General features: G+C 51.3%; 13 protein-coding genes, 11 tRNA genes and 1 rRNA gene. 21 read left to right on the top strand and 4 right to left on the bottom strand.

What is annotated here, in order from left to right:
- The first annotated feature begins 44 nt into the window (after positions 1 to 44).
- The 15 genes from ET464_RS17355 to ET464_RS17425 all read left to right on the top strand — a co-directional run bounded on the left by ET464_RS17355 (position 45) and on the right by ET464_RS17425 (position 7,646).
- Positions 45 to 3,002: ribosomal RNA gene (locus tag ET464_RS17355) — 23S ribosomal RNA — on the top strand.
- Between the two features lie 72 nt (positions 3,003 to 3,074).
- Positions 3,075 to 3,150: transfer RNA gene (locus ET464_RS17360), tRNA-Asn, on the top strand.
- A 3-nt stretch (positions 3,151 to 3,153) separates the two neighbouring features.
- Positions 3,154 to 3,229: transfer RNA gene (locus ET464_RS17365), tRNA-Thr, on the top strand.
- Positions 3,230 to 3,294: 65 nt separating this feature from the next.
- Positions 3,295 to 3,369 (top strand) — tRNA-Glu (locus tag ET464_RS17370).
- Between the two features lie 18 nt (positions 3,370 to 3,387).
- Positions 3,388 to 3,463, top strand: a tRNA-Val gene (locus tag ET464_RS17375).
- A gap of 12 nt (positions 3,464 to 3,475) precedes the next feature.
- A tRNA-Gln gene (locus ET464_RS17380) sits at positions 3,476 to 3,550 on the top strand.
- A gap of 5 nt (positions 3,551 to 3,555) precedes the next feature.
- A tRNA-Lys gene (locus ET464_RS17385) sits at positions 3,556 to 3,631 on the top strand.
- A gap of 8 nt (positions 3,632 to 3,639) precedes the next feature.
- Positions 3,640 to 3,719: transfer RNA gene (locus ET464_RS17390), tRNA-Leu, on the top strand.
- A gap of 103 nt (positions 3,720 to 3,822) precedes the next feature.
- Entirely contained in the window at positions 3,823 to 5,007 is a 1,185-nt protein-coding gene (locus ET464_RS17395; protein WP_129444537.1) for an MFS transporter, read from the top strand.
- Positions 5,008 to 5,186: 179 nt separating this feature from the next.
- A complete protein-coding gene (gene nfsA, locus ET464_RS17400) occupies positions 5,187 to 5,927 on the top strand; it encodes an oxygen-insensitive NADPH nitroreductase (RefSeq protein ID WP_129443140.1) in 741 nt (246 codons plus the stop codon).
- Between the two features lie 267 nt (positions 5,928 to 6,194).
- The gene (locus tag ET464_RS17405) at positions 6,195 to 7,040 is read left to right on the top strand and encodes an ABC transporter ATP-binding protein (protein WP_129443142.1); all 846 of its coding nucleotides are present in this window, start codon (positions 6,195 to 6,197) and stop codon (positions 7,038 to 7,040) included.
- A gap of 274 nt (positions 7,041 to 7,314) precedes the next feature.
- Positions 7,315 to 7,389: transfer RNA gene (locus tag ET464_RS17410), tRNA-Gly, on the top strand.
- Position 7,390: 1 nt separating this feature from the next.
- Positions 7,391 to 7,467 (top strand) — tRNA-Arg (locus ET464_RS17415).
- Positions 7,468 to 7,489: 22 nt separating this feature from the next.
- Positions 7,490 to 7,566, top strand: a tRNA-Pro gene (locus ET464_RS17420).
- Positions 7,567 to 7,572: 6 nt separating this feature from the next.
- Positions 7,573 to 7,646 (top strand) — tRNA-Gly (locus ET464_RS17425).
- Positions 7,647 to 7,937: 291 nt separating this feature from the next.
- Here ET464_RS17425 and ET464_RS17430 read toward each other — a convergent pair.
- The 4 genes from ET464_RS17430 to ET464_RS17440 all read right to left on the bottom strand — a co-directional run bounded on the left by ET464_RS17430 (position 7,938) and on the right by ET464_RS17440 (position 10,645).
- A complete protein-coding gene (locus ET464_RS17430; RefSeq protein WP_129443144.1) occupies positions 7,938 to 9,278 on the bottom strand; it encodes an MFS transporter in 1,341 nt (446 codons plus the stop codon).
- A 113-nt stretch (positions 9,279 to 9,391) separates the two neighbouring features.
- Complete coding sequence (locus ET464_RS19915) at positions 9,392 to 9,559, bottom strand: hypothetical protein (protein WP_165280042.1); 168 nt, start codon at positions 9,557 to 9,559, stop codon at positions 9,392 to 9,394.
- A gap of 6 nt (positions 9,560 to 9,565) precedes the next feature.
- Positions 9,566 to 10,093: a hypothetical protein gene (locus tag ET464_RS17435; RefSeq protein ID WP_129443146.1), complete on the bottom strand. Its 528-nt coding sequence runs from the start codon at positions 10,091 to 10,093 to the stop codon at positions 9,566 to 9,568.
- 3 nt (positions 10,094 to 10,096) lie between these two features.
- Positions 10,097 to 10,645, bottom strand: coding sequence for an NAD(P)H-dependent oxidoreductase (locus ET464_RS17440; protein WP_129443148.1), 549 nt, complete (start codon positions 10,643 to 10,645; stop codon positions 10,097 to 10,099).
- A 151-nt stretch (positions 10,646 to 10,796) separates the two neighbouring features.
- Between ET464_RS17440 and ET464_RS17445 the strand changes: the two genes are divergently transcribed.
- From ET464_RS17445 to ET464_RS17470, 6 genes are all read left to right on the top strand, one after another.
- Positions 10,797 to 11,432: an efflux RND transporter periplasmic adaptor subunit gene (locus ET464_RS17445; RefSeq protein WP_129443150.1), complete on the top strand. Its 636-nt coding sequence runs from the start codon at positions 10,797 to 10,799 to the stop codon at positions 11,430 to 11,432.
- Between the two features lie 13 nt (positions 11,433 to 11,445).
- A complete protein-coding gene (locus ET464_RS17450; protein WP_129443152.1) occupies positions 11,446 to 12,960 on the top strand; it encodes a DHA2 family efflux MFS transporter permease subunit in 1,515 nt (504 codons plus the stop codon).
- 214 nt (positions 12,961 to 13,174) lie between these two features.
- Positions 13,175 to 15,979: a phosphoenolpyruvate carboxylase gene (gene ppc / locus ET464_RS17455; protein ID WP_129443154.1), complete on the top strand. Its 2,805-nt coding sequence runs from the start codon at positions 13,175 to 13,177 to the stop codon at positions 15,977 to 15,979.
- A 207-nt stretch (positions 15,980 to 16,186) separates the two neighbouring features.
- Positions 16,187 to 17,299, top strand: coding sequence for a S1C family serine protease (locus ET464_RS17460; RefSeq protein WP_129443156.1), 1,113 nt, complete (start codon positions 16,187 to 16,189; stop codon positions 17,297 to 17,299).
- 220 nt (positions 17,300 to 17,519) lie between these two features.
- Positions 17,520 to 18,077: an RNA polymerase sigma factor SigW gene (gene sigW, locus ET464_RS17465; RefSeq protein ID WP_425271778.1), complete on the top strand. Its 558-nt coding sequence runs from the start codon at positions 17,520 to 17,522 to the stop codon at positions 18,075 to 18,077.
- 113 nt (positions 18,078 to 18,190) lie between these two features.
- Entirely contained in the window at positions 18,191 to 18,829 is a 639-nt protein-coding gene (locus ET464_RS17470; RefSeq protein ID WP_129443160.1) for a zf-HC2 domain-containing protein, read from the top strand.
- Positions 18,830 to 18,982: the final 153 nt, after the last annotated feature.

The following is an 18,982-nucleotide window of genomic DNA, read 5'->3' on the forward strand; positions in this document are numbered from 1 at the left end:
TTGGAGAAACGCAAACGATGCACTTTTCCACTGGAAAAATGCAAGGTTAAGCTAATAAGAGCGCACGGAGGATGCCTAGGCACTAGGAGCCGAAGAAGGACGTGGCGAACAACGAAACTGCCTCGGGGAGCTGTAAGCAAGCTTTGATCCGGGGGTGTCCGAATGGGGAAACCCGGCTGTCGTAATGGGCAGTCACCACTGACTGAATACATAGGTCAGAGGGAGGCATACCAGGGGAACTGAAACATCTAAGTACCCTGAGGAAGAGAAAACAAAAGTGATTCCGTCAGTAGCGGCGAGCGAAAGCGGAACAGCCCAAACCAAGGAGCTTGCTTCTTGGGGTTGTAGGACGTCTCACATGGAGTTACAAAGGTGTTGGGTAGGCGAAGAGGTCTGGAAAGGCCCGCAAGATGAGGTAAAAGCCCTGTAACCGAAAGTCAGCACCCTCCGAGACGGATCCTGAGTACCGCGGGACACGAGGAACCCCGTGGGAATCCGGCAGGACCATCTGCCAAGGCTAAATACTCCCTAGTGACCGATAGTGAAGCAGTACCGTGAGGGAAAGGTGAAAAGCACCGCGGGAGCGGAGTGAAAAAGAACCTGAAACCGTGCGCTTACAAGAAGTCAGAGCCCATGTGCGTCTTTTCCTTTGGAAAAACGCCGGGTGATGGCGTGCCTTTTGTAGAATGAACCGGCGAGTTACGATCCCATGCGAGGTTAAGCCGAAGAGGTGGAGCCGCAGCGAAAGCGAGTCTGAATAGGGCGAATGAGTATGTGGTCGTAGACCCGAAACCGTGTGATCTACCCCTGTCCAGGGTGAAGGTGCGGTAACACGCACTGGAGGCCCGAACCCACGAATGTTGAAAAATTCGGGGATGAGGTGGGGGTAGCGGAGAAATTCCAATCGAACTCGGAGATAGCTGGTTCTCCCCGAAATAGCTTTAGGGCTAGCCTCGGTATAGAGTATCATGGAGGTAGAGCACTGATTGGATGCGGGGCCCGCCAAGGGTTACCAAGTCTAGTCAAACTCCGAATGCCATAGATATGTTTACCGGGAGTCAGACAGTGAGTGCTAAGATCCATTGTCAAAAGGGAAACAGCCCAGATCATCAGCTAAGGTCCCCAAGTGTGTGTTAAGTGGGAAAGGATGTGGAGTTGCAAAGACAACCAGGATGTTGGCTTAGAAGCAGCCACCATTTAAAGAGTGCGTAATAGCTCACTGGTCGAGTGACTCTGCGCCGAAAATGTAACGGGGCTAAACACACCACCGAAGCTATGGCTTACACTTTAAGAAGTGTTAGGGGTAGGGGAGCGTTGTATATAGGTTGAAGTCAGACCGTAAGGACTGGTGGACAGTATACAAGTGAGAATGCCGGTATGAGTAACGAAAAGACAAGTGAGAATCTTGTCCGCCGAAAGCCTAAGGTTTCCTGAGGAAGGCTCGTCCGCTCAGGGTAAGTCGGGACCTAACGCGAGGCCGAAAGGCGTAGTGGAAGGACAACAGGTTGAAATTCCTGTACCACCGTAAACCGTTATGAGCAATGGGGTGACGCAGAAGGGTAGTGACGCGGACTGATGGAATAGTCCGTCCAAGCAGTGAGGCTGATGTGTAGGCAAATCCGCACATCATAAGGCTGGGCTGTGATGGGGAGGGAAATTTAGAGTACCGAAGGTCATGATCTCCGGCTGCCGAGAAAAGCCTCTAGCCAGGTGAAGGTGCCCGTACCGCAAACCGACACAGGTAGGCGAGCAGAGCATGCTAAGGCGCGCGGAGTAACTCTCGTTAAGGAACTCGGCAAAATGACCCCGTAACTTCGGGAGAAGGGGTGCCTCGGTAGGGTGAATAGCCCGAGGGGGCCGCAGTGAAAAGGCCCAAGCGACTGTTTAGCAAAAACACAGGTCTGTGCGAAGCCGCAAGGCGAAGTATACGGGCTGACGCCTGCCCGGTGCTGGAAGGTTAAGGGGAGCGGTTAGGGAGCAATCCCGAAGCTGTGAACCGAAGCCCCAGTAAACGGCGGCCGTAACTATAACGGTCCTAAGGTAGCGAAATTCCTTGTCAGGTAAATTCTGACCCGCACGAATGGCGTAACGACTTGGGCGCTGTCTCAACGAGAGATCCGGTGAAATTTTAATACCTGTGAAGATGCAGGTTACCCGCGACAAGACGGAAAGACCCCATGGAGCTTTACTGCAGCTTGATATTGGACTTTGGTACGATCTGTACAGGATAGGTGGGAGCCTGGGAAGCATGAGCGCCAGCTTGTGTGGAGGCGACGTTGGGATACCACCCTGATCGTATCGGAGTTCTAACCCGCTACCGTGAATCCGGTAGGGGGACCGTGTCAGGCGGGCAGTTTGACTGGGGCGGTCGCCTCCTAAAAAGTAACGGAGGCGCCCAAAGGTTCCCTCAGAATGGTTGGAAATCATTCGGAGAGTGCAAAGGCATAAGGGAGCTTGACTGCGAGACCAACAAGTCGAGCAGGGACGAAAGTCGGGCTTAGTGATCCGGTGGTACCGCATGGAAGGGCCATCGCTCAACGGATAAAAGCTACCCTGGGGATAACAGGCTTATCTCCCCCAAGAGTCCACATCGACGGGGAGGTTTGGCACCTCGATGTCGGCTCATCGCATCCTGGGGCTGAAGTAGGTCCCAAGGGTTGGGCTGTTCGCCCATTAAAGCGGTACGCGAGCTGGGTTCAGAACGTCGTGAGACAGTTCGGTCCCTATCTGTCGTGGGCGTAGGAAATTTGAGAGGAGCTGTCCTTAGTACGAGAGGACCGGGATGGACGTACCGCTGGTGTACCAGTTGTTCCGCCAGGAGCACCGCTGGGTAGCTATGTACGGACGGGATAAGCGCTGAAAGCATCTAAGCGTGAAGCCCCCTCAAGATGAGATTTCCCAGTATGTAAGACCCCTTGTAGACGACGAGGTGGATAGGTTCGGGGTGGAAGCGCAGCAATGCGTGCAGCTGACGAATACTAATCGGTCGAGGGCTTATCCTAAATCAAGCTAAAGATTCATTGCATCACCTTTCGCATCCAGTTTTCAAGGCGCAAAACCTTGGTTTGAAATGTTCCCTGATAGCTCAGTTGGTAGAGCACTCGACTGTTAATCGAGTTGTCACAGGTTCGAGTCCTGTTCGGGGAGCCATTTGCTCTCATAGCTCAGTAGGTAGAGTGCATCCATGGTAAGGATGAGGTCACCGGTTCGATCCCGGTTGAGAGCTCCATTTTGCAAAACGTTGCAATAGGATTTGCTTCGGTACTTATACATATCGAGGCGCACGAGGAGTGCGGCCCGTTGGTCAAGGGGTTAAGACACCTCCCTTTCACGGAGGTAACAGGGGTTCGAATCCCCTACGGGTCACCATTAACTTTATATTCGTGTGGAGGGTTAGCTCAGCTGGGAGAGCATCTGCCTTACAAGCAGAGGGTCGGGGGTTCGATCCCCTCACCCTCCACCATTTAACTGATATTGGGGATTAGCCAAGCGGTAAGGCAACGGACTTTGACTCCGTCACTCCAAGGTTCGAATCCTTGATCCCCAGCCATGTTAGAGCCATTAGCTCAGTTGGTAGAGCACCTGACTTTTAATCAGGGTGTCGAAGGTTCGAGTCCTTCATGGCTCACCATTTATTTTGCGCGTATGGCGGAATTGGCAGACGCACTAGACTTAGGATCTAGCGGGAGACCGTGGGGGTTCAAGTCCCTCTACGCGCATACTGAGCCCGAGAGCCCTTAATAAGGTTCTCGGGTTTTTTCATTTTTACTTTTCTTAATCATCTATGCCATATTAGACAAAGGAGGACATGGCGTGAGCGAAATGGTCCAGGCTAATGAATCTAGGCTGCCGAGAAGCCTTCTAATGTTGCTGGCCACTGCATCCGGTGTATGTGTCGCCAATCTGTACTACAACCAGCCGTTGCTTACTCAAATGCAGGAAGCTTTTCATGTCAGCTCGGATTCCATCGGATATGTATCGACTGCAACTCAAATCGGGTATGCTTCAGGGTTGTTTTTATTTGTCCCTTTAGGCGATATTGTCAATCGGCGGAAGCTGATCCGTTACTTAATGCTTGCTGCTATTGTTGCGCTGCTTGCTACAAGCCTTGTACCCAGCTTGTTGTGGATGTATGTCGCCAGCTTTATCGTAGGGCTGGCATCTGTTGTTCCGCAAGTGATCATTCCATGGGTAGCTCAAATTGCCCAAGGGCATCAGCAAGGAAAAGCGGTAGGTACGGTTGTAGGAGGGCTGCTGACCGGTATTTTGCTGGCTAGGACGGTTGCCGGAGCGGTTGGCGGTTTATGGGGCTGGCGATTAATGTACGGCTTGGCTGCAGCCATAATGTTCGTTTTTTTACTGCTGCTGAAAGATAAGTTGCCGAATTCAAAACCTTCAGGCGTTTTGCCGTATGGTAAGCTGCTGTTTTCGATGGGCAGCTTAATCCGGAAACACCGGACATTGCGGGAAGGCACTTTAATTGGCGCCATCAATTTTGCAACATTCAGCTTGTTTTGGACGGTTCTTGGATTTCATCTTGGAGCAGAGCCCTATCATTATACAAGCGAAGTGATTGGATTGTTTGGTCTTGTTGGGGCGGTAGGCGCTTTTTGTGCGCCATTTGTAGGGCGTTTGGCAGACCGAATCAAACCAGGCACTGTTGTTGGTATCATGATTATTTTTATATTGGCTGCGTTCCTACTGCTCCGGTCATTTTCGGGCATTATTTGGATTGTTGCAGCAATTATTTTGCTGGACCTTGGTATCCAAGGGGCCCAGGTCGCTAACCAATCACGGATATCCAGCTTGGATAATGATGCAAGAAGCCGGCTCAACACGATTTATATGGTGTCTACTTTTGTAGGCGGAGCGTTTGGTTCTTTTGTCGGCAGCTTAATCTGGGAGAAAAACGGCTGGGCCGGTATTACTTGGGCAGGTTTAGGTTTGGGAGCCGCCTCGATTGCAGTTTGGCTATGGCATCGTTTAGTGCCGGGGAAGGCGAAGTAGATGTGATGCTTGAACATAAAAGCGGGAGCTCTTGGTCAGCAGGGGGCTTCTGCTTTTTGCTGTGGATGCAAAAAAAGAGCTTTTTGTGCAGCGCGCTGGATGAGATTTGGATTTTTCCTTCGAGTTAGGTAATCTTTAAGAAGACTAAGCCCATGAATGATAAGGAGAGTGGATAATTGATGAACGAAACGATTAACCTGCTTAAACAGCATCGTTCCATACGCAAATTTACAAATGAGCTTGTCTCTCCCGAGCAGCTGCGCGATATTGTGGAGGCGGCGCAAAGCGCCTCAACCTCAAGCAATATGCAAGCTTATTCCATTATCGGTATAACGGATAAGGAGCTTCGCAGTAAGCTGGCTGAGTTAAGCGGCCATCAGGTTTATGTAGCGGAAGCACCGGTTTTTCTTGTCTGGTGTGCAGACTTGTACCGTTATGATCAGGCGATTAAGCTGCATAAAGACGAGGAGACAGAGCCCGCCGGCATGACGGAGAACTTCATTGTCGCTACGGTAGATGCGGCGCTTGCGGCACAAAATGCTGCGATTGCGGCTGAGTCGTTAGGGCTTGGCATTGTCTATATCGGGGGAATCCGCAATGATCCTGCTGAGGTTGCACGGCTGCTGGAGCTGCCGAAAGGCGTGTATCCTGTGTTTGGCATGTGCATCGGCGTACCGGATCAGGAGCCGCTGAGACGTCCAAGATTGCCGCTGGAAGGGGTATATGCGGAGAATCGGTATAGACCCGATAAAGTGTTGGAGGCGGTACATACTTACGACCATGCCCATAGAAGCTATATGATCAGCCGTTCGCAGGGGAAATCGGGCATTACCTGGTCCGAGGCGATGGAAGCGAAGGCTTCCCGCAACCGTACGCATATGCGCGAGTTTTTGAGCCGGCAAGGCTTCCATTTGAAATAAACGGTCAGCGGCGAATATCCACATGTGAATAAATGCGGACATAATCGCGATTATCCACACTATTTTGTTGCAAATAAAAGGCTAAAGCATTGACTTTCCTGCTGAGAACTATTATCATTGGATTTAATTGATAATGGTTCTCATAATTGGAACGATTCTAATTTAGGCATTAGCCATTTGAACTTCAAATGCGGTCTTTTTAATTTGAATTTTTGAATGATAAAAACAACAACACCATGGCGTGGTTGGAAAAGGAGTGTGTACGCATTGATTCGGCTGACTACCTCGAAACTTGATATTGCTTATGATGATCGGCTAATCGTTCAAGACTTAAATATTGCGATTCCTCAGGGGAAAATTACGGCGCTTGTTGGTTCCAACGGATCCGGCAAGTCCACTATCCTGAAAACGATGGCACGCCTTATGCAGCCTGCAAACGGAAGTGTGCTTCTGGACGGGAAGTCCATCCATAAGCAGTCTACGAAGGAAGTGGCGAAACAGCTGGCTATTCTCCCGCAAAATCCAACCGCGCCTGACGGCCTTACCGTATCTGAGCTAGTCTCCTACGGTCGTTTCCCTTATCAGAAAGGATTCGGAACGGTAACGAAGGAAGACCGGGAGGTTGTGAAATGGGCGATTGAAGCAACGGGCATGAGCGAATTCTCCGACCGTCCCGTCGACCAGCTGTCCGGCGGTCAAAGACAACGCGCCTGGATTGCGATGGCGCTTGCTCAAGAGACGGACATTCTTTTCCTCGATGAGCCAACAACTTTTTTGGATATGGCCCATCAGCTCGAAGTGCTGCAGTTGCTGCAAAAGCTGAACGAGATGAACAATCGGACGATTGTTATGGTTGTGCATGATTTGAATCATGCATCGCGTTATGCGCACCATATGATTGCGATCAAAAAAGGTACTGTATCCGGAGAAGGCTCTCCGGAAGAAGTAATGACACATGAAATTTTACGGGAAGTGTTTAACATCGAAGCGGATATCATTCCAGATCCGCGCACAGGCGTTCCGCTTTGCTTGCCTTATTCGCTGGCTGGCGAACCTATTGCAAACAAAGTTGCTTTTGGCCATGAAAAGGTACTGCAGGCTGCAGGCGCTTAAGCGAAGTTATAAAATGACGGAGGCAGGCTGTCCGATTCCATTCGGAACAACCTGCCTTTTTAATTACAGGGACTTTGGAACGGCGGAAAATAAGGTTCGATGGCGACGGAAATGCAGCCCAAAATCGCATAAATTTATTTTGTATGAGGAAAATAAATGCATAAAAAATTTTACAAAAGGTTTTTCAAAAAACAGTTGCATTTCATTTGAAGAGATGATATATTATATCTTGTCGCCGCGATAAACGGCGAAGAACGAAGAAGGCAGCAATCCTGCGGACGTGGCTCAGTGGTAGAGCATCGCCTTGCCAAGGCGAGGGTCGCGAGTTCGAATCTCGTCGTCCGCTCCATGTGCCCTTAGCTCAGCTGGATAGAGCGTTTGACTACGAATCAAAAGGCCGGGAGTTCGAATCTCTCAGGGCACGCCATTCTTCAACCACATATGTTTAACGGGATGTAGCTCAGCTTGGTAGAGCACCTGGTTTGGGACCAGGGGGTCGCATGTTCGAATCGTGTCATCCCGACCATGATTTGCGGGTGTAGTTCAATGGTAGAACTTTAGCCTTCCAAGCTAATAGCGTGGGTTCGATTCCCATCACCCGCTCCATATGCAAATAACCAAAACCTTGAGGACTCAAGGTTTTTTTTTGTTGTTTATGCGGTTAAAACACCCAAGCGGTGGAATCCGGTTGAATAGCAAGCGGGGATTCGCCTGTAGTTAAGCCGGCAGCTCCGCGCCAGAGTGTTCTCTTATTGCAGACGATAATGCCTGTATCCGCACTCCGGACACAGGCATTATCATTTTATCCACAATATTATTCACATTATCAACCGAATAATAAACGGCATTAATAAAAGATAAATGAGATGTTGTACACATATCCACAGAACAAGTTGTTCACATCTTGGATACAGCTTCAGCCGCTGTGGGGGACCTGTGCATGCCCGGGCTGTTTGCTATACGTCTGCTGAACAGGAGGAGCAAAATCCCGATACCGGCCATAATGCTGCCGGACAGCAGGAATGCTGTTGTTACGCCGTAGGCGGTTACGAGCAGGCCGCCGAGCAAGGGGCCGAGCAGCACAGCGGAGGATGTAACGCTGGATACCGTTCCGAACACGCGCCCGGTTAGTGATTCCGGCGTATGCTGCTGCACGGTAATTTGGAACGGTAAAAAAGTCATTCCTGCGCCAAAGCCGGCCACCATAAAACAAGCGGCGAGAAGGAAATAGCCAACCCCATTATACGGTCCATGAGCAGCCAGCAAACTGGCGGCGGAAAACACGACTCCCATTATGGCGCCGCCAGCAGCCATTTTGGTCAGCGGAGGCCACTTGAGGAAACGGATGGATAGGGTGGCCAGCAACGTGCCAGCCCCGCTTAAAGCAATGCAGTAACCAAGCAAGCCATGCGGCAGTCCTTCGATGCCGCGGAACAACACAACGACCTGGGAATCAGCGATTTGAAGCACCAGCAGCACAATGCCCAGCACCATCAGACCGTATGCAATAACGGGAATGCCGGCAATGATTCGCAAGCCTTCTGCCAGATCCGCCATAACGGATCTTTTTTTGGCATTGGCCGGCGCCCCATTGTTCACAGCGGCCGGGTTCTGCGCGTTCTGGCTGGGCTTATTCGTGACAAGCTGGTGTTTGCCGGGCACTTTGAGCAAAAACAAAGCCGAAACGGCGAAGCAGACAGCGTTAATCATAAAGCAGGCATTATCACCGAAAGCAGCATACAGGAAACCGCCGATTGCCGGGCCGATAATTTTGCTGCCTTGTTCAATGGTTGCGCTAATGGAAATAGCCTGCTCGAGTTGTTCCTTGGGGACGATCTCCTTCAGCTTGCCGTTTTTGGCGGGAGAAAACAAAGTGTCAAATATTCCTTTTACAAGGAGGAGGGCATAAACTTGCCAAAGCGTGCCGGCGGCCAAAAAGGCAGCCATAATGATAACGCGGGCGAGGTCCGATAAAACCATTAATTTCTTGCGCTCCATCCGGTCGGCTAACACGCCGGACAGCGGGCCGCCCACTAGCACCGGAATAACCATACATAACATCATCAGCGTAACTTCCCATGAGGTAGCATTCCATTTGAAGCCTACAACCGTAAGCAGGGCAATCAGGTACAGCCAGTCGCCCAAATTGGATACAAGCTGCGAAGCCATAAGCGATATATAGTTCCGATTGCGGAAAACAGCGGCGGCCGGCGCAGCGGCGGATAAAGGTGATTTCATAAAACAACGCTCCTTTCTTGGATGATCTAATCGTATCCAATGAAAGGAGCGTCTCCATCGGCCTCCAGCCGGAGATAGCGGGGACTGCAAGAATGATTTTCGCTAGAAGCGGGTCAGGTTAACTGCTCGAAATCATCTTCAGCGGAATGATCAGCTTCCGGATGGGCGAACTGACGCAATGCCTGACGGTAAGCCTCGTCGCTTAAAGAATGATCTCCGTCCGGTACAGGCGTGTCTGCCTCCATGGACATAATTACATCATAAACCTCATGGTCACTCATGTTAGCCTACTCCTTTCGTCTCGACGCGGCCTGGTGGTTTAACGAACGCAAGGCATCGCGGTAAGCGTCGTCGGTCTTCATTTTCTCATGAAGATCCTCGTTTTCTTGGTTGGAAAGCTGACGCAGCGAGCTGCGGAAATCATTATCTCTGACCAGCTTGACGGAAGACGGCGTGCGGTTGCGTTTGGGCGCTTGATAGCCCTGTCCGCCGCTGCCTGTATCCGCGTGGCTCTCGCCGGACGCCGACGCTGCTGAAGGGGCATCTGCCAGGCGGCCGGCGGTTGCCTCCGCTTCATACTGGCCGGCAGAGCCAGCTTCGCGCTGCCCGGCGGAGGCATTATCGCTCCGGAACGCATCGGCATCGGCTGCGGCAGATGCCGCAGGCTGGCCAAGGTTGTCTGATGCGGTATCAGGCGCCTGAACTTCCTCCTTGCCCGCTTTTCCCTTTTTGGCTGCGGGCTTGGACGATCTGGCGTTATACACAATGATAAAGATCAAACCGACGATAACGACAGCAATAAACACCCAAATCATCGTTTAGTACCTGGCCGATTTCAGCCGATGCGCAGTTTCGGTTACTCGTCTGCCAAGCGCTTTGCCCAGAACAAGATCGTCGCCGTGCGGCAAGTTAAGCGGATCATTACGCGATTGTTCAACCGGACATACGATACCAACGCCATAATAAGAGCCGTATAGCGCATTTTCAGGAATATTGCCCGGGAGCCCGACTACGATCATGCCTTGATGAAGCATCGGAACAATGAGGCTGAGCAAGGTCGCTTCAAGTCCGCCGTGCAGCGTTGCAATGGTACAAAAAACGCCTCCGACCTTGCCGACCAGCTTGCCCTGCGCCCATAAGTAACCCAATCTGTCGATAAACTCCTTCAGGCCGGAACTGACGGTGCCGAAATGGCCGGCGCATCCCCATAAGATGGCATCCACATCCGCCAGATCGCGAGGATCGGCTTCATCTACCCGCCGCAATATGACTTCTGCTCCATCCACCGTTCGCGCTCCATCGGCCACCGAACGGGCTAAAGCTTCGGTGTGGCCGCTTTCGCTGTCATAAACCACATATACTTTCATGCGTCATCTTTCCTTTCGCTAGCCTGATGTTCGTACATATTAATGCCCCTCCGGCCTAAATTTATGTCAAAGCGGCGAGAATACTCTCATCCAAATACGGACAAAATCAACACAGACTAAAGCTGAAACAGACAGGGAGGACGAATGGATCATGAATACACGTGCGATATTGATCAATATTATCGTAATTGTTGTGATTTTGGCGGCAGCCGGCGGGGGGATTTATTATTATGTCGAAACCGCCAATTACATTAAAACCGACAATGCGCAAGTAAGCGGAATGCAAGTTTCGATCGCAGCCCCTTCCGCAGGAGAGCTTTCATCATGGAGCGGCGAGGTCGGCAAAAAATATAACCAAGGCGACACCATTGGCACCGTAAAAAGCGGCACTACGACCGTTGATGTGAAAGCGCCGGCAAACGGGACAATTGTCCAGTCGACAGCGGTTAACCATTCGATCGTGGGAGCGGGCACTTCGCTTGCCAAGTCGTACGACTTAAATAACTTGTGGATAACGGCCAATATCGAAGAGACCAAAATTAATGACATCGAGGTTGGCCAAACCGTGGATGTGTACGTAGACGCATTTCCGGATGAGACGCTGACAGGGCGCGTGGAGCAGATCGGATTGGCTACGGCGGGGAGTTTCTCGCTGCTGCCTACTTCCAATACCGATGCCAGCTATACCAAGGTTGTTCAAGTCATTCCGGTGCGGATATCTATCGAGGGGTACAGCAATCTCGGCATCGTTCCTGGTATGAACGCTACAGTCCGAGTGCACATTTAAAGGATGTGTTGATATGGAAAACTTTTCGGTAGGACGCACGATTGGGGTTTTACTGCTGGGGGCATTCGTCTCCATCCTGAATCAAACATTGCTCAACGTAGCCCTTCCGCACATTATGACCGATTTGAATATTACGGCTACAACGGCGCAGTGGCTGTCTACCGCCTATATGCTTGTAAATGGCGTGCTTATTCCGATTACCGCTTATTTGATTGAGAAGTACGGGACCCGTTTTTTGTTTGTGCTGGCGATGTCGCTGTTTACTGTGGGTTCCTTGATATGCGCAATCAGTACAGGCTTCAGCATTTTGCTGGTGGGCCGGGTCGTGCAGGCGGCCGGAGCGGGCATTATTATGCCGGTTGTTATGAACGTATTCCTGACCGTATTTCCGCCGGAGAAGCGGGGCGCCGCCATGGGAACAATGGGGATCGCGATGATGTTTGCGCCGGCGATAGGGCCGACGTTGTCCGGCTGGATCGTGGAGCATTATACATGGAGACTTTTGTTCTTCATGGTTATACCGCTTGCCGTTTTGGATATTATTTTGGCGGGATTATGGCTCCGGAACATCTCCAAGCTTGGCAAACCGCGATTTGACCTGCTGGGCGTCATCTTTTCTACAATCGGCTTCGGCTGCTTACTTTACGGCTTCAGCTCGGCAGGGGATAAAGGCTGGTCAAGCCTGACGGTTATTTTAAATTTGGCGCTGGGTATCGTATTTATTTTGTTTTTTGTATTGCGGGAGCTGGGCATGAAAAAACCGATGCTGGAGTTCCGCGTATTCAAATACGATATTTTCACCATTTCTACATTGGTGGGTTCGGCGGTCAATATGGCAATGTTCGGCGGGATGCTGCTGCTGCCGATTTATTTGCAAAGCATACGGGGGTTTACGCCGCTTCAGTCCGGTCTTATGCTCCTGCCGGGCGCTTTGCTCATGGGGGTTATGTCGCCGATTTCCGGTTCGCTTTATGACCGGTACGGATCGAGACCGCTTGCCATTATCGGGCTGCTCATTACGGTCATCTCTACCTTTGAGTTCAGCAAATTTACCGATTCGACCACCTACGGGCATATTATGCTGCTGTATACGGTGCGAAGCTTTGGGATGTCGCTGCTCATGATGTCTGTCCAGACGGAGGGCCTTAATCAGCTTCCTCCCCATCTAGCCAGCCACGGTACGGCCATGTCGAATACGATCAGACAGATTGCAGCTTCCATCGGCACTGCCTGGCTTATTACAGTCATGTCGTCAAGGACGACCATCCATCTGGCCGATTACAGCAACAATATTACACTTGCCAATGCCGAAATCGCCAACGAACTGAGCGGCCTTGGGCTGGGCATGTCCGCTTTGCTCGGCTTGCCGCCTGAATTCGGCCAGTCACTGGCGGTTCAGACCGTATACGGTTTAGCGGCAACCCACTCGACGATCAAAGGGATTAACGATGCGTTTATTATTGCAACCGGCATAGCGGCCGTAGGGTTGTTTTTCTCCTTCTTTCTGCGGAGAGCCGTCAAACGATAATACGGATGGACCGAATGCCTTCCAATATAAGGTATCGGTCCATTTTTGCTGAGGAAAGAGCCATTATGTCCAGTTGTTGGGCGAATAAGCGCCAAAATGGCTGGTGGAGGCTGAAATTACTTTCATTCGCGGGCTTCTACCGCTTTACGATTTGTAGTATGATTGAAAAAGATTAATTGCGTCAGCACGTTGACGCTTTACAGGAGGATTTACGATGTCGGAACAGGATTCAGCCGCCACAACGGCCAATCGTTCGCAGCCCAGCAATTCGCTGCGCCGGGATGTCCGTTTCCTAGGCAACATACTTGGAGAGGTATTAGAGCATCAAGGCGGGAAGCAACTTCTCGACACGGTTGAGCATATCCGCGAGACAAGCAAATCGCTTCGTGCGGAATTCAATTCTGAATTGTTTGAACAATTCAAATCAACTGTATCTTCGCTCAGCTCGGAGCAGCGCCATAATGTTATTCGTGCATTTGCTATTTATTTCCAGCTTGTAAATACGGCGGAGCAAATTCATCGTATTAGACGCAAACGCGAATATGAACGTTCTTCGGGCGAGAAAGTCCAGAGCGGTTCTATTGAGAGCGCAGTGAAAGAATTAAAAGAACGCGGCATTGCGCCGGAAATTGTTCAGGAGCTGCTGGAAGGCATATCGCTGGAGCTGGTGATGACCGCCCATCCAACAGAAGCTACGAGACGTGTCGTGCTCAATATTCACAAACGAATCGGCGATCTGATGATGGAGTTGGACAACCCTTCCTTAACGCACCGCGAACGCGAAAAGCTGCGCGAGAAGCTGGTTAACGAAGTCTTAATTTTATGGCAAACCGACGAAATTCGCAACCGGAAACCGACGGTAATCGACGAAGTACGCAACGGCCTTTATTATTTCGATGAAACGCTGTTTGAAGCGCTGCCGGATGTTTATGAAGAACTGGAGCGCTGCTTGACCAAATATTATCCGGAGCACCGCTGGCATGCGCCTACATATTTGCGCTTCGGTTCCTGGATTGGCGGCGACCGCGACGGCAATCCTTCCGTCAAAGCGACGATTACATGGCAGACGCTTAGGCTGCACCGGGGGCTTGCTCTTCGCAAATATGAAGAGAAGCTGAAAGATCTGATGCGCATGCTCAGCTTCAGCACGACTATCGTGGATATTACAGACGAGCTGAAGGAATCGATCCGCAAAGACAGCGAGCAGGTCGAAATTAAAAATATCGAGCTGTGGCGCAATACGCAAGAGCCTTACCGCATTAAGCTCGGCTACATGCTGGAGAAGCTGGCGAATGCCCGCGATGAATCGCTGAAAGGTTCGCCGATGCGTTACAATTCGCCTCAAGAGCTGCTGGACGACCTGTTTATCATTGACCGGAGCCTGCGCAGCCACTTTGCGAATTATGTGGCGGATTCAAGCGTGTCCAAGCTTATCCGCCAAGTGGAGCTGTTCGGCTTCTTCCTGGCCAAGCTGGACGTCCGCCAGCACAGCAAAGAGCATGAGAACGCCATGACGGAAATTTTGGCGAAAATGAATATTACAAGCGATTACTCGGCCCTATCCGAAGACGAGAAAATCAGCTTGCTTGAATCGCTGCTCAACGATCCGCGTCCGCTTACGTCGAGCCATCTTGACTACTCGGAATCGACACGCGAATGCCTGGATGTGTTCCAGACGATTTATAAGGCGCAAAAAGAATTTGGCGAGGGCTGCATCGGCAGCTACTTGATCAGCATGACCCAAGGCGCCAGCGATATGCTGGAAGTAATGGTTTTCGCCAAGGAAGTCGGCTTGTTCCGCAAAGAAAAAGACGGCATGGTTACCTGTACGATTCAATCGGTGCCGCTGTTTGAAACGATTGACGACCTGCACGCCGCGTCGGCGATTATGGAGAGGTTGTTTAAGCTGCCGATTTACCGCCAGGCGGTAGAAGCGCGCGGCAATCTGCATGAGATTATGCTGGGTTACTCGGACAGCAACAAAGACGGCGGCGTTGTTCCAGCGAACTGGGAGCTGCGCGTAGCCATGAACGATATTACGTCCGCTGCAGGCGAACACGGCGTGAAGCTGAAGTTCTTCCATGGACGCGGCGGAGCGCTTGGCCGGGGCGGCATGTCGCTGAACCGCAGCATTCTCGCTCAACCGCCGCATACGGTTGGCGGCGGTATCAAAATTACGGAGCAAGGCGAAGTATTGTCTTCCCGTTATTCGATGCAGGGCATTGCTTACCGGAGCCTGGAGCAAGCAACGTGGGCGCTTATAACGGCAGCCCGCCTGGCGAAATATCCGGAAGAAGAGCCGGAAGCGCTGCAGGAATGGGAAAATATTTCGCGCACCATTTCCGAAACGGCGCTGACGAAATATCAGGATCTCATTTTCCGTGATGCCGACTTTATGACTTTCTTCAAAGAATCGACGCCGCTCAGTGAAGTAGGCGAGCTGAATATCGGCTCCCGCCCTTCCAAACGGAAAAACAGCGACCGCTTTGAAGACCTTCGCGCGATTCCTTGGGTATTCGCCTGGACGCAAAGCCGTTATTTGCTGCCGGCATGGTATGCGGCGGGCACTGCGTTCCGCAGCTATATCGGAGAGGATCCTGCGAAGCTGGAAACGTTAAAAACGATGTTTAAAGAGTTTCCGTTCTTCCGCACGCTAATTGACAATCTGCAGATGGCGCTGGCGAAAGCCGATCTTCTCATTGCGAGAGAATACGCCAATATGGTATCGGATCCAGCGATCCGCGACCGCATTTTCGGCTTGATTGAAGATGAATTTAAACTGACGTCCGAGCTGATTTTGAAAATTACGGGACAAGAGGACATTCTGGATAACGTGCCGGTTATTCAGGAATCGATCCGCTTGCGCAACCCGTACGTTGATCCGCTCAGCTACCTGCAGGTACAGCTGCTCAGCGACTTGCGGGCGGTACGCGAGAAAGAAGAAGATGACACCGAGCTGCTTCGCGAAGTGCTTTTGACGATTAACGGCATTGCTGCCGGCCTGCGCAATACAGGCTGATCGGCTGCGAACGTTCTTATACGAGCGAATAGACAAAGAGCCACGCTTTTAAAGCGTGGCTCTTTGTGCTGAACGATAGATATTACCCGCGATTCGCCAGGTTTTAACCTCCTTTTAGGTTTCTTTCAGTTTGGTTTAAGGTGGCTGCTGCATGATAGAGACATAGAAAACAGCTGTTACATCGGCAGCTTACAGGAGGGAAAACAAATGACAGAACATAACGGCAATTATAAGGATGATTATACATCGGCAGCACAACATAACCGAGCGTTTGAAGAGGAGCGCCAGCCGGCGGGATACCGCTATGAAGATGAAAACCGGCATTTCATTACTGCGTACGAAAATGAGCTCAGCCGGTTTAACGGGCAGGCAGAACGCAAGGAGAAGAAACGCCGCCGTCCGGCGCTCGCCATGTTTTCCGCTTTTATGGTCGGGGCTGTTGCGGTTGGCGGCCTGATGTTCGGCTCAGACCGGCTCGGGTTATTTACGGGAGGAGCGGGAAGCGCTCCGGCCGTATCCATGGCGGGACAATCGTCGGGGCTGACGACAGCTTCAGATAAAAGCGTGGAAGCAAATATATCGGATATTTATGAAGCGGCAAGCCCGGCCGTCGTTAAAATCGAAAATTACGGCGAGTCGCAGCAGCAAAGCATGAACGATTATTTCAGCCCGTTTTTTGGCGATGACGGCCGGCACGGCGGCAGCTCCAGAGGCGACGGCCATAACCGGCAGCAAAGCGACAGCTCCCAGGGACAAGATGAAGACAGCTCGAATCTGGTGCTGACGGGGGAAGGAAGCGGCTTTTTCTTTGAAAAATCCGGTTATCTGCTTACGAACGAACATGTCATTGATGGCGCCAAGCAGCTGAAAGTAACCGTACAAGGCTACGACGAGCCGTTTACGGCGAAAGTGGTCGGCAGCGACAAAAATTTGGATCTCGCTGTGCTGAAGGTAGACGGCAGCAAGCCGTTCTCGACATTGGAACTTGGCGATTCAAATACAGCTCCGATCGGCGACTGGGTCATTGCAATCGGCAACCCGTACGGCTTTGACCATACGATGACAGTTGGCGTGCTCAGCGCAAAGGAACGTCCGATTACGGTAACCGGCGAAGACGGCGAAGACCATCAGTACGAGCATTTGCTTCAAACGGATGCGTCCATTAACCCCGGCAACTCGGGCGGCCCGCTGCTCGATGCAAGCGGCAAAGTGATCGGCATCAATACAGCAGTGAATTCGGAAGCGCAGGGCATCGGTTTTGCGATCCCGACCAGCACGATTGAAGGTGCGCTCAAAACGATGATGTCCGGCTCTTTGTAATGCAGAAGAAGTAAAAAGGTAAAACCGGGCATGAAGCGGCCCGGTTTTTTACTGTGCGGCCAGCGAATCGCTGCATTTGCACTTTTTGGCTGGTATTTTTGGGATGCAGCTTGCTTTTTCGTGCCCGGTGCATTACCATTTTTTTTAAAGGCAGCCCTCAGAAGGATGTTAAAGGGTAATTGCAGCGGTATGGAGAGTTGGAGGAGAAGCGGTGAATGTAATGGAAGCCCGCCTCGCCAAGCTTGCATTGAAAGGCGACCAGCGGGCATTTGCTGAGCTAGTGGATCTGTATCAAGACAAGCTGTTCCACATGGCTTATAGAATGTTAAATAACCGCCAGGAGGCGGAAGACGTCGTACAGGATACCTTTCTGCGCGTCTATAAAAACTTGGACAAATATGATGAAGGTTTAAAGTTCTCGACCTGGATCTACCGGATCGCAACGAATCTGTGCATCGACCGTCTTCGCAAACGGAAGCCGTCCTATTCCCTTGATGCGGAGTCTTCCGAGCACGAAGGGCTCGACGGGTATTCGATGATCCCAAGCGATAACCGCACGCCGGAATCGGAAGTGCTGCTGACGGAAACGCAAAAGATTGTCCATCAGGCTATCGAATCGCTTCCTCCAAAGTATAAGACGATTATGATGCTTCGGTACATTCAAGACATGTCTTTGCAGGAAATTGGCGAAGTGCTGGATATGCCGGTAACGACAATTAAGACGAGAGTACACCGCGGCCGGGAGTTTTTGCGCAAAAAGCTGGAGCATAAGCTGTAAGCATTTGGATTTCGAGGTTCGAACTTTTTTTGAAACATCGTACGGGTCGTTACGTACTTTATACAAGAGAAATGAATTTGTATCGAAGCAACTTGAGGAAAGGACTGGCTGCTATGAATTGCAACGTCGCCAACGTTTGGATGCACGATTATTTGGACGGCGAGCTGCCGCGTGACGATATAGCTTTACTGCAGGACCATTTGCGAAGCTGCTCCGGCTGCATGGCGCGATTCGAGCAGCTGGAGCGTACGGAAGCGATGGTGTTTCGGACGATTGAAGCAGCGGTGCCGGATGCCGGATACGACGCAAAGGCTTCCCGCCGGCTGAACGAGCGGATATTGAGCCAGCTTCCGCCTGCACCGCGGCAGGTACGGCCCAAAACGCTCCGGTATTTGTACCGGTATCCGGGACTTGCGGTTGCGGCTGTTTTTGTGCTTGTCATGCTCGGGAGTTTCCTCGCGATGTGGCAGCAGGATACCAAGCTTGTTGTATCGGGCGAAGATTTGGAGCATGTCATTATTCAAGGCAATAATGTTATCGTGCCGGCCGGTACCCGTGTTGACGGCAATTTGATTGTCGAGAACGGAAGCGCCGATGTGCAGGGCGAAGTGAACGGCAATGTGACCGTCATTGACGGCAAGATTAACCTTGCTTCTACCGGTCATATTATCGGACAAAGCCGTACGATCAGCCAAGCGCTCGACTGGTTTTGGTACAAAGTGACCGAGACGTTTAACGATATCGCTTCATAACGATAAACTGCCTCCCTTGCGAGGGGGCAGTTTCTTTTTTTCGGGCTTTTGGAATGAGAGAGCCGCGCTGAAGCAGACTAGAGCAAAGCCGCTTCATTTTTTTCGGTATTTTTTGTGGAATGAAGGATTTCCAATCCCGTTTCTAGAAAACAA

Source organism: Paenibacillus protaetiae, from assembly GCF_004135365.1.
Taxonomy (GTDB): Bacteria; Bacillota; Bacilli; order Paenibacillales; family Paenibacillaceae; genus Paenibacillus_AP; species Paenibacillus_AP protaetiae.

What these genes read in the sequence shown, in the direction of transcription:
- ET464_RS17470 (WP_129443160.1), top strand. Translation starts at nt 18,191, where the DNA reads ATGAATTGCAACGTCGCCAACGTTTGGATGCACGATTATTTGGACGGC.
- ET464_RS17440 (WP_129443148.1), bottom strand. Translation starts at nt 10,645, where the DNA reads ATGAAAGTATATGTGGTTTATGACAGCGAAAGCGGCCACACCGAAGCT.
- ET464_RS17430 (WP_129443144.1), bottom strand. Translation starts at nt 9,278, where the DNA reads ATGAAATCACCTTTATCCGCCGCTGCGCCGGCCGCCGCTGTTTTCCGC.
- sigW (WP_425271778.1), top strand. Translation starts at nt 17,520, where the DNA reads ATGGAAGCCCGCCTCGCCAAGCTTGCATTGAAAGGCGACCAGCGGGCA.
- ET464_RS17460 (WP_129443156.1), top strand. Translation starts at nt 16,187, where the DNA reads ATGACAGAACATAACGGCAATTATAAGGATGATTATACATCGGCAGCA.
- ET464_RS19915 (WP_165280042.1), bottom strand. Translation starts at nt 9,559, where the DNA reads ATGAGTGACCATGAGGTTTATGATGTAATTATGTCCATGGAGGCAGAC.
- ET464_RS17445 (WP_129443150.1), top strand. Translation starts at nt 10,797, where the DNA reads ATGAATACACGTGCGATATTGATCAATATTATCGTAATTGTTGTGATT.
- nfsA (WP_129443140.1), top strand. Translation starts at nt 5,187, where the DNA reads ATGAACGAAACGATTAACCTGCTTAAACAGCATCGTTCCATACGCAAA.
- ET464_RS17395 (WP_129444537.1), top strand. Translation starts at nt 3,823, where the DNA reads ATGGTCCAGGCTAATGAATCTAGGCTGCCGAGAAGCCTTCTAATGTTG.
- ET464_RS17450 (WP_129443152.1), top strand. Translation starts at nt 11,446, where the DNA reads ATGGAAAACTTTTCGGTAGGACGCACGATTGGGGTTTTACTGCTGGGG.
- ET464_RS17435 (WP_129443146.1), bottom strand. Translation starts at nt 10,093, where the DNA reads ATGATTTGGGTGTTTATTGCTGTCGTTATCGTCGGTTTGATCTTTATC.
- ppc (WP_129443154.1), top strand. Translation starts at nt 13,175, where the DNA reads ATGTCGGAACAGGATTCAGCCGCCACAACGGCCAATCGTTCGCAGCCC.